Source organism: Corynebacterium kroppenstedtii DSM 44385 (genome assembly GCF_000023145.1).
Taxonomy (GTDB): domain Bacteria; phylum Actinomycetota; class Actinomycetes; order Mycobacteriales; family Mycobacteriaceae; genus Corynebacterium; species Corynebacterium kroppenstedtii.
The window spans coordinates 176,509-193,835 of sequence record NC_012704.1; the positions used below are offsets into that span (position 1 = coordinate 176,509).

The window sequence follows — 17,327 nt, forward strand, 5'->3', positions numbered from 1 at the left end:
GCTCCTTGTGCTTTTAGTTATCGAGGGTAACTTCGATGTTTTCTTCTTCGGTATCAAACCATAATGCGGTAATTTCTTTTGCAACGGCTTCCCCATCTTCACGTCGATTTGCCTGACCGAAAATGTCGTACTTAGGGATGGTGACAAGCCACAATTCTCCATCCGGTTCGACTGTTGCATGGACGTGTATTGCCATTATTTTTATCTCCAATGTGCCGGCGTAGTGACAATCGTTGTAATAATATCTCCTCTGATTCCGGTGGAGCAGTGTTTTCTCCGCTATTCCGCTTTCCCGACGCAAAAGTGTAACGGGGATTACCCTGGCACTTATCCCTACATGTGACAGTCAATCGACCTGTGACAATCAATCTGAAAGGCGTCGTTGTGTCTATTGATCCGAAAGAGCTGATAGCGAAAACTCCCACCCAGTTGTTTATTAATGGGAAGTGGGTTGATTCGTCTAGCTCAGACACGTTTGATGTTGAGAACCCTGCCACCGGTGAGGTCATTGCAACCGTGGCTAGCGCAACTGGCGATGATGCCATTAAGGCTCTTGACGCGGCATCCGATGCTCAATAAGAGTGGTCGCATACGTCGACCCGTAAGCGCAGCTCAATCCTGAAAAAGGCGTTTGACCTGGTTCAAGAGAACTCTGAGGAATTAGCCACGTTGATGACGCTCGAAATGGGGAAGCCCCTCGCGGAATCCCGCAGTGAGGTGACTTATGGAGGGGAGTTCCTCCGCTGGTTTTCCGAGGAGGCCAACCGCATTGGTGGTCAATATTCCACGAGCCCGGAGGGCACTCTACGATTCCTGGTTTCTCGCCGCCCCGTGGGTCCATGTTTCCTCATTACTCCGTGGAATTTCCCGCTCGCGATGGGCACCCGCAAAATCGGCCCAGTGCTGGCCGCCGGTTGCACCGTCGTGTTGAAGCCTGCGCGCCTGACGCCTCTCACCTCGCTGTACTTCATTGAGCTGCTGCGCCAGGCCGGCGTGCCGGAGGGCGTCGTCAATGTAGTGCCGTCGAAATCCGCGTCCTCAGTGTCGGAGCCGATCATGGAGGATTCGCGCTTGCGCAAGATGTCGTTCACCGGCTCGACCGGCGTCGGTAAGCACCTGCTCGAGGCTGCTTCGAAGAATGTGTTGCGCACCTCGATGGAGCTGGGCGGCAATGCTCCGTTTGTCGTTTTTGACGACGCCGATCTGGACAAGGCTGTTGAGGGCGCGATGGCTGCAAAGATGCGGAACATGGGGGAGGCTTGTACCGCTGCGAACCGGTTTATTGTGCATGAGTCGGTGGCCGAGGAGTTCTCGAAGAAACTGGCCCAGGCGATGGGTAATCTGACCTGCGGAAATGGATTGGATGAGGGCACCACGTGTGGCCCTCTGATTGAGAAGAAAGCCCTGGATAACGTTGCCGCTTTAGTTGATGATGCTAAAGAGAAGGGCGCGAAGGTGCTCTGTGACGGCGAGCCCCTCGGCGGCAAAGGCTATTTCTACAAGCCGACGGTGCTGTACCCCGTTCCAACCGATGCGCGAGTATTCAGTGAGGAAATTTTTGGACCCGTCGCCCCGATTACAACATTCTCGACGGAAAGCCAGGCACTTGAGTTAGCCAACGATACTGAATATGGATTGTCATCCTATTTATTTACGACGAATGTCCAGCGCGCGCTGCGGTTCTCGGAGGACCTCGAGGCTGGAATGGCCGGGTTGAATGTGGGAGTGCTATCCAACGCCGCGGCTCCATTTGGTGGCGTGAAGCAGTCCGGCCTGGGCCGCGAAGGCGGAAACGCCGGCATTGAGGAGTACCAGGAGGTTCGCTATATCGCGATGCCGACGGAGTAGAGGTGCGAACTCGTTAGCTGGAACTGGAAATAGCTTGCCGCGTCGCTTTCAACGCCGCACCCGATTTCCCCAATTTCATCATTTTCGAGATGAGGTCGGCCGCGGTGAATGCCGCGTGGTCATAACTCAGCCCGTCCGGCGGGTGAATGTTGGAAATGCAGTTCCGCCGCTCGTCGGTCGTCCCCGGTGACGCGTTATACGTGATGTACATGCCTAGCGAATATGGCACCGAAAGCCCCGGACGCTCGCCGATAATGACGACAACCACGCGCATGTTCATGGCGTGCGCAATGTGATCGCCCAACGCGACCCGCGCTTGGTCAGCTCTAACGGTGGGGGCAATGGAGAGCTCCGGGCAGATGCGGTGAAGCGTATCTCGCAACGCCTCTTCCGTGGCTTTCCCGTGATAGGACAGCGCATCGGGGGAGAGGCCATCCGCCATGACTATCCCCACATCCCATCCGGCCTCACGAGTGGGCAGTTTCTCCAGATCCTCATCATTGGGGAGTCGTCCCAGGTCAGGGCGTCGTAAATACTCAGACCGATTCCCGGCGCGTGACCGCACGAGCGATGCGTCGGCAAGGAAAGAAAGTCCGTTCGTGGTGCCGGAACTACCCGCGTCACCCGAATCATCCGCGCCACCGGCATGACTTGAATGAACAGCATCGCGTGCGGCAGCGTGAGCTGCTGCGAACGATAGTTTCGATGAGGTCGGTTGGGCTGCGCCGTGTCTGCCTAACCCGATCCGCGCCGGGGTGAGATCACGGACTCTCGCCCACGCGTCGGGACGATGATCGTCCTTAGCGCGGCCGGCATCGCCACCCGTGGTCGTGACGTCGAGCTGCCTCGTCATGATGTCCACCCCAATTCGATCGCATGCTCGGGTGAGAGCGCAGGCGCAGGTCCGTCGTCGGCAAGTAAACCGGCCTCATCCGTGACCCCGGTTGTGTGCAACCACTCTTCGAATTCGGGCGCCGGCCGTTTGCCCATGGTGGCGCGAACCTGCGCGATGTCATGGAAGGACAGAGACTGATAGCCCAGCATGATGTCGTCGGCACCCGGAACGGCAATAACGAAACCGGTGTTCGCCGCGGCCAGAAGGTGCAGGAGCGTGTCCATATCGTCGCTATCCGTTTCGGCATGGTTGGTGTAGCACACGTCGCACCCCATTTGAATGCCCAGGAGCCGGCCGCAGAAATTGTCCTCTAGCCCCGCCCGGATAATTTGCTTACCGTCGTACAGGTATTCGGGCCCGATGAACCCCACCACCGTATTAACCAACAGCGGCCGATACGCACGCGCCACCCCGTACGCGCGAGCCTCCAAAGTTTGCTGGTCAACCGGCCCATCGACACCGATGTTCGCACCCGCCGACAGGCACGATCCCTGGCCGGTCTCAAAATACAAAGCATTCGTGCCGACGGTTCCTCGGTGCAATTCGTCCGCGGCCTGCTCTGCTTCGGCCAGCATGTCGAGCGACACCCCGAAGGACCGCAGCGCTCCCTGCGTCCCCGCAATTGATTGAAAAGGCAGGTCCACGGGCGCGCCGGCCTCCATGAGGTCAATCGTCGTCGAGATATGTGTGAGCACGCTCGACTGCATGGGGATGGAGTACCGCCGCCGCACCTCGTCGAGCAGAAGCAGCAGGTCACGGACCGCTTCGGGGGAATCGCCGGCCGGATTAATGCCTACCACCGCGTCGCCGCACCCAAACAGCAGCCCGTCGAGGACACTGGCCGCCACACCCGCGGGGTCATCGGTGGGGTGGTTGGGTTGTAGGCGCGACGACAAACAGCCAGGTAAACCCAGTGTTGTGCGGAATTTCGTGACGACGCTCAACGCGGCGGAGACCGCGATCAGCTCGCCATTGCTCATCAGTTTGGAGACAGCCGCGGCCATCTCTGGTGTTAATGCCCACGCCAACGAGGAGATGTCGGCGCCGCGATAGGCCTGTTCCAGGAGGTATTCGCGGAATGAGCCTACGGTCATATGCGCGAGCGGGCGAAACGCGTCGGAGTCGTGGGTTCGGTGGATGAGGTCTGTGACGGCATCTTCGATGAGTGGGCGACGGAGGAACTCGCTGAGTCCCACGTCTGCCAGCACCATGGCGGCGGCGACGCGCTCGGCCGCGGAATTGGCGGCGCATCCGGCCAGTTGGTCGCCCGAGCGGATAGGTGACGCCTTCGCCATCACCTCTGTTAAGGAGTCGAATGAGTAGGTGTGTCCAGCTAGGTGTTGGGAAAACATTAGCGGACCTCCTCGGCCTGGAGGATGGTGGTTGTGCGCGGGGTGTGGGCGGGAGTTTGCAGGTCAGGTGCCTCCAGGTCGCGCGCTCTCAAGTCCCGCTCGGGGCGTTCCTGCCTAGCACGTTCCCGCGCTGCACGCTCCTGCGCAATATCCACCGGTGATGTATTCCGGCCCCACACTGCGTATCCGACGGCTGCCAGCGCCATCACACCCAACGCACATCCGGCGAGCACAGGCGCATTCATGAACGTTGCCACAACCGCGCCCAGCGACAACACCAACGCAACACCCGAGGTCACGACGCCACCGGGCGTCCGGTACGGCCGCGGCAACTCCGGGCGCCGCACCCGCAACACAATATGCGCCACCATCATCAATGCGTACGACACCACGGCACCAAACACAGCAACAGACATCAGAGCGTCACCATCCGCCACCAACGTCAACGCAAAACCCACGCACGCAGGGACAATCAACGCCCACGTCGGCGCGCCGCGTCGGTTCGTCGTCGATAAGAAAGCGGGAAGCAAACCGGCACGGGACAGCGAAAACGTTAGCCGCGAATAGCCATAAATGATTGAAAAGAACGACGCCACCAGGCCCAACAAGGCCGCGTAGTTGATGGCCACCACAACGGCATGGTTCGCGCCGACGCGCTCAAGGGCGGCCACCAGCGGATTTCCCGACTCGGCCACCACGCCAGTGCCCGCGGCACCCGGCCCCACGACCATCATCGTGATAGCCGCCACTAACAGGATCATCATTGCGACGACGATCGCCTTCGGAACCGATCGCGCCGGGTCCTTCGCCTCTTCGGCAGCCATCGGAACGCCCTCGATGGCCAGGAAGAACCACATGGCGAAAGGAATAGCCGCCCAAATTCCCGCGAAGCCACCATCGAAAAGAGAAATGCGGTCAGGCGTACCGGGTGCAGTGTGGGATGATGCTCCCGACCAGCCATCGGTGAACGCGCTGATATGCACGTGCGGGGCCATCACCACGGTGTACAGCACCAGTGCAGCGACGGCGATGATGGTGACGACGCACATCGCTTTGAGGGCCTCGCCGGCGCCTGCCAGGTGGACAACCACCACCGCGATGTAGCAGAAGAGATAAATGGGCCAACCTGCGGGAACGCCCGGGATGTGGAGGGATTCAACATAACTGCTGATGAAGGTTGCGATGGCGGCGGGGGCCAGCACGTACTCCAACAGAATGGCGATCGCCGTCATGAAACCGGCGAAATCACCCACTGCTACCTGCGCAAACAGGTGGCCACCGCCCGCTGAGGGGAGGGCGGCCGACAGCTCCGCGAGGGCCAGACACATGCCCATGTACAGCACCGCAACGATGAGGAGAGCACAGAAAAGGCCACCCCAGCCGCCGGAGCCGAGTCCGAACTGCCAACCGGCGAAGTCCCCCGAGATGACGAACGATACGCCGAGTCCAGCCAGGACAACCCAGTTGAAGGAACCCTGTTTCAAATGGGTCGATAGCTGTGTAGTGGTCTCAAGTGTTGCGGTCATAGTGAGACGGTAGGTGCGCTTTCTCTCTGTCCCGTTGCTGCCATGTTGCGGAAGCGTTGCTTTTCTGAGTTTGTGTTACGGCGGGGTAACACGGGGTGGGTGGTGGTGTTGGAGGACTTGACCCCGGCGACGGGAGATCGGCGTTCTCAAGAAAGCGCAGATTTTTACAGTGATTCCACAGGTTTGTTTTGTTGTTTATCCAGGTGGGCTTCGTAGGTTAAATCTCGTAAGCGAAACAGAGAACGTAGAAACAGAAAAGCGGCTCACGCTTTTCGCGACCTGAAAGTTTGGTGATTCATCTCGATCCTTGAGGGAGCAATGGGACAAAAGGAGTGCCGTACCTGCTGGGGAGCAAGGTGCGGCGCTCCTTTCATGTGTGCGAGGGGCGGTATGGCCGCTGTAAGGGGACTGCCCTACGAACACACTGTTGGCAGTTCGCGAGCGCACAGAGGGGTACGTCGCAAACAGGGGAAGTAGAGAAACTGAAGGCAGCTGGCCAGTATCGGATTTATAGTTTCTCTATGGGCAATAACGAGAGCGACTGCATCGTCATTTCCGATCATCGCTACTTAACGCCCGGCATGGTCAAAATGTGGAAAAGGTTAAGTGAGGACGAAAATACAGCATCACATCAAAGAGGCTGTGTATTTTCCCGAAGAGTACAACGACGGCTAACCGTTGAGCTTTGTGGAGGTCCAGGGCGGTGAGCTTATGGGCTTTTAGCCGCCATCCACACACCTTCTCGATAACCTGCGGCGACACCTCCATACTCTCTTCGGTTTTCTCAGTAACCACACAGGTTCGTTTTGTTGTTTGTCCAGGTACGCTTCGTAACTTGTGTCTTGTAAACGGAACAGAGAGGCATCAGCCCTTCTCACGACCTGAAAGTTTGGTGATTCATTTCGATCCTCGAGGGAGCAATGGGACAAAAGGAGCGCCGTACCTGCTGGGGAGCAAGGTACGGCGCTTCTTTCTTGTTGTTTTACCGTGCGTTACCTCGTGCAGCTTTTAGCTACAGGTCAGATGGCCACACTCATCCCAGTGGTCTTCATGCTTGTGGTGGAGGTGACCGTCATGCAGGTAGTCAACGTGGTCACCGTGAGGGATGGCAACGTGGCCGCAACCCGGACCGTGCTCGTGAGGGTGGTTCTCGTGGATCGTGTGTCCTTCAGTGGTGCATTCGTCCCAGTGGTCCTCGTGCTTGTGGTGGAGGTGACCGTCGTGTACATAGTCGACGTGGTCACCGTGAGGGATGGCAACGTGGCCGCAACCCGGACCATGCTCGTGGGTGTGATTCTCGTGAATGACGTGCTCAGCAGTCATAGTGCGCAACCTTCCTGTGCGTTTATCGACGCTACGGATACACTCCGCGCGTTACTCAACTCCGATCTTAACGACATTCACCACATATGGAAAATAGCTGGAAAAGGAATCACAGGATCTCTTATTGAAAACTGATTAGCGCCAAGTTAGAGTCCGATCCTCCGCCATACCCCTTTGTTAGACTCGCAACCTATGCCAATCATTCGCGTGAGCGCCGCAATCATCCGGAATCGTGACGGCGAGTTCTTACTCGTCCGCAAGAAAGGCACAACCGCATTTATGTTCCCTGGCGGCAAGCCCGAGCCAGGGCGAAACCCCAGATCAAACGCTCATTCGCGAACTCGATGAAGAACTAAACCTCCGCGTTGGAACAGAAGACCTGACCTTCGTCGGCACGTTCCGAACAAACGCTGCTAATGAGGCCAACACGCAACTACTTGCCGACGTTTTTACGCTCGACGGCTCGCTGCGCTGGGATAATAGCGCCGACGACGATAACGATGGCGACGACACCGATGTCGGCAATAATGACAATAACGACGCGCATGACGTAACCCCGCATGCTGAGATCGACGCGGCGCACTGGTTTACCAGCGAGGATATTAAAACCGAACGCGAACCTATCGCGCCTCTGACGCGTGAGGTGGTGCCGCAGTTATATGGGCGCGGGTTTCTCCTGTTCACCGGTTCGGCGTTGGGGAATAATCCGGTCTATCGGGAGGCCGTGGAGTCGCTGGTGCATTCCATTGGCGCGCACAATGACCACGTTGTTTATGGTGGCGGGCGCGCGGGCCTCATGGGGGTTGTGGGGGATACCGCCGCTGAGGATGGGACGTTGTGTATCGGCGTCATCCCCTATTTGCTGGCCGGTGTGGATGGCCCTAATGGGTTTAACCAGGGCGGACGTTCGTATGTGATTCCGCGGGCTGATGGGACGGTGCCCACTCCGGCGCGTGGGGAAATCGCCCACGACCGGTTGACGCGCTTAGAACTCGTGCCCACGATGTCTGCGCGTAAAACGCGGATGGGGGAATTAGCCGATATCGTCGTCGGACTCCCCGGAGGTGCAGGCACTGTCGACGAGCTTTTTGATGCGTGGACCCAGCAGCAACTGGGCTACACGCAGCACGCTGTGGCGCTACTCAATGTGAACGGTTATTGGGATCCACTGATCAGCGCCATTAAACACATGGTGGCGGAGGGTTTCTTAAGCTCTGCGTATTTGGAGTCGCTCATTATTGCGGATACCCCACGCGAGCTGTATGAGAAGGTTGACACCTGGGTCCCTCCGGCCCCGAAGTGGGGCTAGAGGTCAGCGCACGCCGATCTCCCCCTCGCCAGCAACTACATTGCCGGGGAAAGTCCTCCACCGTTCGGGCCTTCGCTGATGCGGAAGAGGTGCTCGTTAGCGAATTCCTTAACGCCCCACCGTTCCATCTCACGGCCGTATCCGGAGCGGCCAACACCGCCGAATGGCAGGCCCGCCTCGGTGACGGATGATTCGTTCACGAACGTCATGCCGTCCTTCAACTGGCTGGCCACTTCCCAAGCCTTGTCCAGGTCAGAGCCCCACACGGAGCCGGACAGCCCGTAGTCGGAGTAATCATTCGCGATGTGAACAGCCTCGTCGGCATCCTTCGCGGGGTACACAATCGCAACCGGCCCGAAGATTTCGTTGCATCCGACGTCCGACGCGGGGTCAACGTCGGTAAGAAGGGTGGGCTCCATGTAGGCACCATCACGATCCAGCGCGTGTCCACCCACCTTGATGGTGGCCTTGCCTTCCTTAGCGGCCTTGTCCAGTCGCTCGGCAATGCCATCGCGGGCGTCGATCGAGGACAGCGGGCCGATGTCGGCCTTCTCGTCATCCCACGGGCCGACGGTCATCTTGCTGATGCGCTCTTCCAAGCCGGAGACAACTTTGTCGTAGAAGGATTCCATGACGATCAGCCGCTTCGGCGCGTTGCACGCCTGGCCCGTGTTGTACATACGGATCTTCACGAAGTTGTCCAGGACGTCGTCGAGGTTGTCGTCGTCAAGAACGATGAATGGGTCGTTACCGCCCAATTCGAGCAGCGACTTCTTGTAGTTCTCGCCAGCGGTCTTGGCGACGGCTGCACCGGCCGCTTCGGAACCGGTGAGCGACACGCCCTTAATGCGCTTGTCGGCGACAAAGGCGTCCATTTGCGAACCGGAGGCGTACATGTTGATGAAGACGCCCTTGGGCAGACCGGCCTCTTCGAGCAGGTCCTGGCATGCCTGGGAGGATAGCGGGCAGATGGAGGCATGCTTGAGCACGAGGGAGTTTCCTAGCAGGAGGTTCGGTGCAGCCCACCGTGCAACCTGGTAGTAGGGGAAGTTCCACGGCATAATACCCAGGATTGGGCCCATCGGGTCGTGCCGTACGAAGGTGCGGATCGCGCCCTGGCGGGGCAGCTCGGTGTCCTGCATGAGCTCGTAGGCGTGCTCGGCGTACCAACGGTAAATATTGACGACGATTTGTATCTCGCCTTGGGCCCACCGCGTCAGCTTGCCCATTTCGCGACCGATGTAGCTGGCGAGCTCATCGGCGCGCTCTTCGTAGAGGTCAGCTACTTTGTTGAGGACGTTGACGCGCTCTTCAAGGGAGGTTTCTTTCCACTGCTTGTAAGCCTCGGTGGATTGGTCGAGGATCTTGTCGCGGTCAGCGTCGTCGATGCGGTTAAATTGGTCTTCTGTCTTGCCTGTACTCGGATTTTCTAATGCAAAGGTGCTCATACCACAGTCTTACACGGTTTGACTGGGTTTATCAGAAGGGCTGGTCAGTCCGTTGTTCCTTTCCAGATCTTCCACGACGCGTGGATCATGGGAAGTTGCAGCGGGAGGCGCGCTATCCAACCGATCTGCTCCGTCCACGGCCGGTCGAGGCGTTGGCGGACGGACTCGAAATTGCCCGGCCACACGGCGAGGAGCAGAGCTGCGGAAATGAGGCCACCGTATTTGTTAGCTTTGTTATTGGGTGCGGCGAGGAGTGCGGCAGTGCCGAGTTCGCCCGCGCCGGACAGGTAGTTCCAAAACCGTGCCGTGCCGGGGGCGTAGGTGGGGACGATCTCTTCGAAGGGTTTGGGTGTGACGAAGTGTCCGAATCCGGCGACGGTGTACAGGGTGGTGAGGCCCCAGCGGGCTTTATCAGAAGACATACCCCAGTTCTAACACGACGCTACTGTTTTCGCATGTCCCGGGGGGATTTTTGTTAGGTCGGGTGGCGTCCTGTGACCGGGCCCTGTGCCACTTCTGACGCGGGCGCTAGAGCGGCAGCTCTCCACCTGCTAGAGCGGGAGCCGTCCGGCGAGTGCACGTGAGAGCGTGAGTTCGTCGACGTATTCGAGGTCTCCACCGATGGGCATGCCGGACGCGAGCCGTGAGGTGGTGAGGTCGGGGAAGTCTTTGAGGAGCCGCGCGAGGTAGGAACTGGTCGCTTCGCCTTCGGTGTTGGGGTCGGTGGCGATGATGACTTCTTTGATGGTGGGGGCGTCTTCGTAGCGTGGTTCGTCGGGTGTGGAGTCGGCGGTTTCCCGGTCGGGGAGTACTCCGGCGATGCGCTGGAGGAGCTGCGTGATGGAGAGGTCTTTGGGTCCGACGTTGGCGAGGGGGTCGAGCGCGCCGCCGAGGACGTGGTAGCGCCCTTGGTATTCGCCGGTGGCCTCGATGACTTCGATGTCTTTGGGTTCTTCGATGACGCAGATGGTGGTGGCGTCGCGGTTGGGGTCGGCGCAGATGCGGCAGACGTCGTTGCGGGAGATGTTTCCGCAGATGCGGCAGAAGGTGATGCCGTCGCGGACGGAGGTGAGCGCTGCCCGGAGTCGGTCGATGTCGTCGGGGTCGGTGTGAAGCAGGTGAAACGCTATGCGTTGGGCGCTTTTGGGGCCGATTCCGGGTAGGCGTGAGAACTCATCGATGAGGTCTTGGAGTGGTCCTTCGAACAACGACGTCCTGATTTCGTGGGTGAGGTGGGGTACGTGCGGGTGGCTAGGTTTGCTAAGGCCGAGTGCTGTAGGCGCCCAATCGTTTAGGCGCCGATTGGTTTAGCCGAATGTTTTAGCCGAGTGCCTGCGAGAACGGGCCCATCTTTTCCTGCGCGTACGACTGTAACGCGGTGTTGGCGTCCTGGAGCGCTCCGAGGACGAGGTCTTGGAGAGTGTCGACATCATCGGGGTCGACGACGGACTTGTCGATGGTGACGTTGGTGACCTCGCCGGTACCCTTCATGGTGACCTTGACCAGGCCGTTGCCTGCGCTGCCGCTGATTTCGGATTGCGCGATTTCACCTTGCACGCGCTGCAGTTCTTCCTGCATTTGCTGTGCTTGGGCCATGATTTCGTTGAAGTCGGGCTCTGCCATTGTTGTCTCCTTTGTCGTTAATGATCGTCGTGTCGGTGTGTCATTGTCGCGGTTCAGTGTAACGAATATGTGCGACAAGGGTGGTTGCGGCTGGCCATGACTCCCCGGAGGGGTGGCCCCGGTTGCGAGGAGTTCCCGTTGGCGTCACCGCTAAAGGAAGGGCCTAGAGCGGTTGCGCGCCGAGTTCCTTGATGAGGAGCTCCATGGCTATGTCTTTAGCCGAGCGATGGTCGTAGTTGGGGTCGTCGCGCGTGGCGTTGACCATTTCTTCTTCGGCTTCTTCTTGCGTGTATTCGGTGCTTTCCGACGATGGTGCTTCGGCGGTGGCTACGCCCGTGTTGGAACCACCTGTGTCGGAGTTGCCTCTCGTGTTCGCGGTGTCACCGCTGGTGCCAGCGGGCGCATTGTTTGACGCGGGGTAGTAGTCGTCGGGTGGTGGCCCGTAGCCATCGGGGTCGTCGGGTTCGGGTGGCAGTGGCGATCCGTCACTGAATTCTTGCGGGGAGTCCGCTCGCCGTCCCGCGGGTGGCGTGTGCGTTGGGCGGGACTGGCCGTTCCGTGATTGTGGTGTGGCGTCGTGTCGTGGGTGGGCATGCCCGTCGCGCTGGCCTTGGCTGGTCTCGTCGGCGTTGGACTGCTGTTGTTCTTGCGCTTTTTTCCATGCTGCGGCTGCTGTTAATGCGGTGCGAGCAGAATCGGACAGGATAGACGTGGGCGAGGCCGGCGACGCGGGTGACGTGGTCCCCGCGATATCGCTAGTCGCGGAGCCGTTCCCGCTGTCGGCGTCGGCGCTGGTTGCGGTGTCGTCGCTGGGTTCGGTGTCGGTGGTGGCGGTAGCAGCGGAGTTATCTGCTACCGCTGAGCGAGGGTGGTCCGGGTGAGCGTCCTTCCATCGTTGGAGGGCGGCGTCGTCGGTACCAATGACCGCCTCAACGGTGACTGTTTGCCCGGTGGCGTCTGTGATTGCGTCCACGATGGACGTGTTGATGTGCTGGTCATTGAGCCTTTGCGCGAGCGCCCCGGTGTGGTGACCAAGGACGACGTGGTTGCGGAAGACACCAAGAATGACAGCTTCGCTGACCATGACCTGTGCAACTTTGCTTCGCTTGCCGACGGCCTGCTTGATCTGTGTCCATTGTGGCCGGAGTCCATCCGCCGTGAGGCCAGTTTCGTGGTCCGTGGTGTCGCTGTCTGCCTGATCCGTTTCCACACCAGCATCGGCGTGTTGGTCATGCTGGTTTGTTTCGGTATCGCTGGGCTGATCCTCGTGGCCGTTAGCCTCGGGACCTGCATTGGCCTCGGAATTTTCATTAGTGTCGGTAGTCTCACTGTTCTCGGAACCCGTGGTGGGCGTGTCATCGGAACGTGCGCTGTCGGCGTGCGTGTTCTGCGCATCGGCAGAACGTTCGCTCTCGGGGAGGACGACGGCGGGGCCTTCCTTCTCCTCGATCCTGTGCATACGCTCTTCGGCTTCGCGGGCGCGGGTTTCTCTCTCTTGTTGTAACGCCTGCTCACGCAAGTATTTAGAGAGCGTTTCCCGATCCATCGTCCGCGGATCAACAGACTCTTGTGATGGCGCAGCTTCAGCTTGCGACGATGCTGCAGCCTCATCCTGCGACGGCGTCGCAGCGTCTTCCTGCGGTGATGCCGGTGTTTCAGGTGCTCCTGACGAGGTGCTTTGGGTCTCCTGGGGCTTCGCATTCCCTGTGTCTCGGTGCTCCGTGCCCTTAGCTTCCTGGGACGTTTCGGTGTTCGCTTCCGAGGACGGCGAGGTTTGTGGCGTCGGAGTCTCAGTTTTCTTATTCTTGCGCGGCCAAATGATCCGCCCGCCACCTTTTGCCCGGGGTGGAGTCGCGTTCGCATCAGATCCTGAAGCGCCATTATCAGCAGCACCGCTACCAGCAGCTCGAGTACCGTCCTCAGAAGCAGAAGAACTCGTGCTCCCCACCCGATGACCATTGTCGCTGGTAGAACGGCTTGCCGTGGGTTGGCCACTTTCTAACGCTTCGACGCGTTGGGACAGTGCTTCTATGCCGTCGGCCGCGCCGGGCATGACCATCCGCGCGCACATGATCTCGAGGAGCAGCCGCGGAGATGTGGCGCCTTTTAGTTCGTTCAACCCATCACTCACGACGGCCGCGCATCGCGTGAGTGTGGCGGGTCCGAGGGATTGCGCTTCGTCGGCGAGGGTTTCGCGCTGGTCAAGTGGCGCGTCGACAAGTCCTTGGTCGAATGCGTCGGGTATGGATTGAAGAACGAGCAGGTCGCGGAAGCGGTCGACGAGGTCCGTGGCGAAGCGTCGCGGGTCGTGCCCGGCGTCGAGAACGTTGTTAATCGTGGTGAAGAGCCCGGCCGGGTCATTGTTGGCCACGGATTCGACTGCGGCGTCGATGAGTGCGCTGTCGGTGATTCCGAGAACGCCGGCGGCGTGGGCGTAGGTGATGCCGTTCTCGTCGGCCCCGGCGAGGAGTTGGTCGAGGACGGAGAGCGAGTCACGGGGGGACCCGCCGCCGGCGCGGATAACTAGCGGGTAGACGGAGTCTTCGACTTGGACTTTTTCTTCGCTGCAGATGCGTTCCAGGAGTCCGCGCATATCGTTGGGCGCGAGGAGTCGGAACGGGTATTGGTGCGTCCTGGACTTGATGGTGGTCAGGACTTTTTCGGGTTCGGTGGTGGCGAAGATGAACACGAGGTGTTCGGGTGGTTCTTCGACGATTTTGAGTAGGGCGTTGAAGCCCTCTTTGGTGATCATGTGGGCTTCGTCGATGATGAACACGCGGTACCGGGATTCGGCGGGTGCGTAGATGGCTCGGTCGCGGAGGTCTCGCATGTCTTCGACGCCGCGGTGGCTGGCTGCGTCGAGTTCGGTGACGTCGAGGGAGCCGGGGCCGCCGGGGGCGAGTGCTCGGCAGGATTCGCATTCCCCGCAGGGGGTCGATGTGGGCCCGTGTACGCAGTTGAGTGAGCGTGCGAGGATGCGGGCAGAGGAGGTTTTACCGCAGCCGCGGGGACCGGAGAACAGGTACGCATGATTGATGCGCCCGGCGTCGAGTGCCCGGCTGAGCGGCACGGTGACGTGTTCTTGGCCGACGACGTCGGCGAATGTTGCGGGACGGTACTTCCTGTAAAGAGCCACGTGTGTATGCTACCGCCCGGGTAGGACACGCCGTGGGCTTAGCATTTTTACGCCCCTGAGCTGCAGTCATATAACGCTCGCTCGGCGGAGGTCGCGGAGGTCCGCCCCTCCTTCGGAAAGCCGGGTCTGGAGTGAGTCGATCCCGTGTGTCATGCCGTGGAGGAATTCCTGTTCGGTGAGCATGATGATCTGGGCGATCAGCGTCATACGCCCCGGATGCGTGGGATTAACCGGTTGCCCGTCGGCCGTGGTGAGGTCGGGATGCTCCGTCACAGTCGGCACCCCTTTGGGCCAAATGTAGGGGACAACCAGCAGCCCGTGTTTCGTGGTGAACGCGGGGTTGACCATGGCCCCCAGCCCTGGCAGGAACGTTCCTGGCTGAGCCAGGCGCCCGGATCCTTCTTCGCTGAGCATAGTGGCCGCTGCAGTGACCAGTTGCCCCATTTCGCCTGGTCTGGCCAGGCCCACTGCGAGCAGCTCAGCGCGCACGTCCATTCCATCTGGGCTGGTCAGCCCGGTGGAGTATCGCCCCGCGTCCGCCGTACAGGCGAGCGTTTGCCGCAGGTCATCGGCCACTTTGGCGTGCCGACCGCGCGGCTGCTCCTCATTGTCGTCGGCGGAATCAACGGGTTCGGCCGTTCCGTCGTCGTTAATGAGGAGGGAGGTCACGGTAAACGGTGGGCTATCTGGGCTGACTTTGATGCTGGTCCAGTGCGTTTCGCCAGGCAGGATGGATTCCAACCAGGTTTGTGTTTCCAGTAGGTTCATGGGCGTGGTGGGCGCTCACCTCTGTTGTCGGGGTCGGGGTCGGCTACTTCTCGGCGGCTTCCGCTGCTGCGAGGAGGACACACGTGGCCACTCCATCCATGGCTTCTTCGACCTGCTCGATGGGAGGCAGCGAGGGCGCGAGCCGGATATTGCGGTTATCGGGGTCCTTGTGCAGCGGGAAGCTGGATCCAGCTTCGGTGAGCTTAATACCGGCCTCTTTAGCCAGCTCAACGACGCGCGACGCGGTGCCGTCGGGTACGTCGAGGCTAATAAAATACCCACCCTTGGGCTCTGTCCACGTGGCAACGTTGTAGTCGTCGAGCCGCTCGTGGAGCACTTTATCGACGGCGGCGAATTTCGGCGCGAGCGACGCGGAGTGTTTCCGCATGATGGCCTTGACGCCCTCGGCATCGTGGAAGTATTTCGCGTGGGCCAGCTGGTTGATCTTGTTCGGCCCGATGCCGCGGATCCCGGCGTGGCTGGCGTACCAGTCAAGGTTGCTTGCCGACGAGGCGAAGAAGCTCACGCCCGACCCAGCGAAGGTGATTTTGGACGTGGACGTCATAAACCAGAAACGGTTGGGGTGCCCAGCTTTCTCGGCGAGCTCCAGAACATTGATAGGCTCGGGGAACTCGTCGGTGAGGGTGTGAACGGCGTAGGCGTTGTCCCACACGATACGGAAATCGGATGCGGCCGCATCGAGTGCCGCAAGCTTTTCGCACGTTTCCCGCGAGTAGCTAATGCCCGTGGGGTTGCCGAAGACTGGCACGGTCCACATGCCTTTGACCTGCGGGTCTTTGAGAAGTTCGGCAACGGCGTCGAGGTCCGGCCCCTCATCCGTCATCGGCACGTTGATCATCTCGAACCCGAGGTGCTCGGTGATGGAGAAGTGGCGGTCATATCCCGGGACCGGGCAGATCCACTTAACGGTGTCTTCGTCTTTCCACGGCCGCGGCGAATCTTGGGTGCCAAAGATGTACGCCCACACGATCAGATCGTGCATGATGTTCAGGCTGGATGCGTCCCCCGCGATGATGTTGTCAACGGGGAGTCCCAGCAGGTCAGCGTAAATTTTCCGAATATCGACGATACCGCGCAGGCCACCGTAGTTGCGGCAATCGGTGCCATCATCGGCGGTGTAGTTGCCCGCGCCGGGAAGGCCGAGCAGTTCGTCGCCGAAGTCCAGTTGCTCAGAGGAAGGCTTGCCGCGGGTCAGGTCCAGCGCGAGGTTCTTGGCCTTAAGTTCGTTGTATGCCTGCTCGATGTCGGCTTTGGAGCCGGTGAGGGCTTCGACGTTAATTTTCGACGGTGTGACCTGCGGTGACATGTGAACCTTCCTTGAGACCATGCGATTCACTTTCATCGTACAGGGTGGTGCGGACATGGGAAGAGGATTTTTTATCGAGGCGCCTGAACTACAGATTCGTAGTAGAAGTTGCCGTCATCTCCGCGGTAGCACGCGGTTGTTTGGATTGGTTGCTTGTCGCGGTTTTGTTCGCACCCCATACCGGAGCCGAATGGGCCGAGAGTCCTCCACTCCATCTTGGGGCCGTTCCAACCAGCGTTTGGGACGTCTTCGTCCGCGTCTTCATCGTCGTAGCTGTCGTCGTAATTGCCCGTGTCCTGCGTTTGCGCTGGTGCTTGTTGCGTTGTGTACGTCTGCCGAGGCGTGTACTCCTCGGTCGTCGTTTCGTCGTCGTAGGTCGGCGTGGTCGTGCGAGTGGTTGTGGTGGCCGTCTTCGTCGTGGTCTGATCGGTCGTTTTGGTCTTGGTGATCGTGCTGGGTTCGGAATCAGCGTCGTCATTTCCGCAGGCAGCAAGCGTGCCGACGACTGCCACAGCGGTTGCTACAGCCATTACTTTCCGACGAATGACGTGGGAGTTTTTGCGGGTGCTCGGCGAGGAGGTGGCGGGTGATGAGGCGGTGGGGAGCATTTTTCGGGCCCTTCGTGAGTAGTGATGTGAGGGAAGTAAATGGTGGCGTCGCATGTGCGGCGCTTTCATTCGTTATGTGTTCTGGCCCGCGTTAATGTTCCCGATTGCGTGTTCTTTGCCCCTCGTTGTGGGGGCTGTGTAGCCCTCTGACATGGGCGTTAGGT

Annotated in this window: 14 protein-coding genes and 1 pseudogene; 2 read left to right on the plus strand and 13 right to left on the minus strand. The window is 59.8% G+C overall.

Annotated elements, in window-relative coordinates; genetic code table 11:
• Positions 1-13: 13 nt before the first annotated feature.
• Positions 14-196: a hypothetical protein gene (locus CKROP_RS00675; protein WP_041628709.1), complete on the minus strand. Its 183-nt coding sequence runs from the start codon at positions 194-196 to the stop codon at positions 14-16.
• Between the two features lie 188 nt (positions 197-384).
• Between CKROP_RS00675 and CKROP_RS00680 the strand changes: the two are divergent.
• Positions 385-1,848, plus strand: a pseudogene (locus CKROP_RS00680) (NAD-dependent succinate-semialdehyde dehydrogenase).
• Between the two features lie 13 nt (positions 1,849-1,861).
• Here CKROP_RS00680 and eutC read toward each other — a convergent pair.
• From eutC to CKROP_RS11625, 4 genes are all read right to left on the minus strand, one after another.
• Positions 1,862-2,701 carry an ethanolamine ammonia-lyase subunit EutC gene (gene eutC, locus CKROP_RS00685; protein WP_012730816.1) on the minus strand — a complete coding sequence of 280 codons (840 nt, stop codon included), beginning with the start codon at positions 2,699-2,701 and terminating at the stop codon, positions 1,862-1,864.
• Positions 2,698-4,095 (minus strand): ethanolamine ammonia-lyase subunit EutB, encoded by a 1,398-nt coding sequence (locus tag CKROP_RS00690; RefSeq protein WP_012730817.1) that lies wholly within the window; start codon positions 4,093-4,095, stop codon positions 2,698-2,700. The genes eutC and CKROP_RS00690 overlap by 4 nt, the downstream gene beginning before the upstream one ends.
• Positions 4,095-5,621 (minus strand): ethanolamine permease, encoded by a 1,527-nt coding sequence (eat, locus tag CKROP_RS00695; RefSeq protein ID WP_012730818.1) that lies wholly within the window; start codon positions 5,619-5,621, stop codon positions 4,095-4,097. The genes CKROP_RS00690 and eat overlap by 1 nt, the downstream gene beginning before the upstream one ends.
• 1,008 nt (positions 5,622-6,629) lie before the next feature.
• On the minus strand, positions 6,630-6,944 hold the full coding sequence (locus tag CKROP_RS11625) for a threonine dehydratase (protein ID WP_081429366.1): 315 nt from the start codon (positions 6,942-6,944) through the stop codon (positions 6,630-6,632).
• A 232-nt stretch (positions 6,945-7,176) separates the two neighbouring features.
• On the opposite strand from CKROP_RS11625, the gene CKROP_RS11795 reads away from it, so the two are divergent.
• Complete coding sequence (locus CKROP_RS11795) at positions 7,177-8,253, plus strand: TIGR00730 family Rossman fold protein (RefSeq protein WP_012730821.1); 1,077 nt, start codon at positions 7,177-7,179, stop codon at positions 8,251-8,253.
• 35 nt (positions 8,254-8,288) lie between these two features.
• On the opposite strand, the gene CKROP_RS00715 is transcribed toward CKROP_RS11795, so the two are convergent.
• The 8 genes from CKROP_RS00715 to CKROP_RS00750 all read right to left on the minus strand — a co-directional run bounded on the left by CKROP_RS00715 (position 8,289) and on the right by CKROP_RS00750 (position 17,163).
• Positions 8,289-9,701 (minus strand): aldehyde dehydrogenase family protein, encoded by a 1,413-nt coding sequence (locus CKROP_RS00715; protein ID WP_012730822.1) that lies wholly within the window; start codon positions 9,699-9,701, stop codon positions 8,289-8,291.
• A gap of 44 nt (positions 9,702-9,745) precedes the next feature.
• A complete protein-coding gene (locus CKROP_RS00720; RefSeq protein WP_012730823.1) occupies positions 9,746-10,123 on the minus strand; it encodes a DoxX family protein in 378 nt (125 codons plus the stop codon).
• 129 nt (positions 10,124-10,252) lie between these two features.
• On the minus strand, positions 10,253-10,909 hold the full coding sequence (locus CKROP_RS00725) for a recombination mediator RecR (protein ID WP_012730824.1): 657 nt from the start codon (positions 10,907-10,909) through the stop codon (positions 10,253-10,255).
• Between the two features lie 112 nt (positions 10,910-11,021).
• Positions 11,022-11,324, minus strand: coding sequence for a YbaB/EbfC family nucleoid-associated protein (locus CKROP_RS00730; protein WP_012730825.1), 303 nt, complete (start codon positions 11,322-11,324; stop codon positions 11,022-11,024).
• Between the two features lie 163 nt (positions 11,325-11,487).
• Complete coding sequence (locus CKROP_RS11035; RefSeq protein ID WP_012730826.1) at positions 11,488-14,460, minus strand: DNA polymerase III subunit gamma and tau; 2,973 nt, start codon at positions 14,458-14,460, stop codon at positions 11,488-11,490.
• A gap of 66 nt (positions 14,461-14,526) precedes the next feature.
• Positions 14,527-15,228, minus strand: coding sequence for a hypothetical protein (locus CKROP_RS10460; RefSeq protein WP_012730827.1), 702 nt, complete (start codon positions 15,226-15,228; stop codon positions 14,527-14,529).
• 43 nt (positions 15,229-15,271) lie between these two features.
• Positions 15,272-16,555 (minus strand): aspartate aminotransferase type Ic, encoded by a 1,284-nt coding sequence (locus CKROP_RS00745; RefSeq protein ID WP_052292309.1) that lies wholly within the window; start codon positions 16,553-16,555, stop codon positions 15,272-15,274.
• Between the two features lie 71 nt (positions 16,556-16,626).
• Entirely contained in the window at positions 16,627-17,163 is a 537-nt protein-coding gene (locus CKROP_RS00750) for a hypothetical protein (RefSeq protein WP_012730829.1), read from the minus strand.
• Positions 17,164-17,327: the final 164 nt, after the last annotated feature.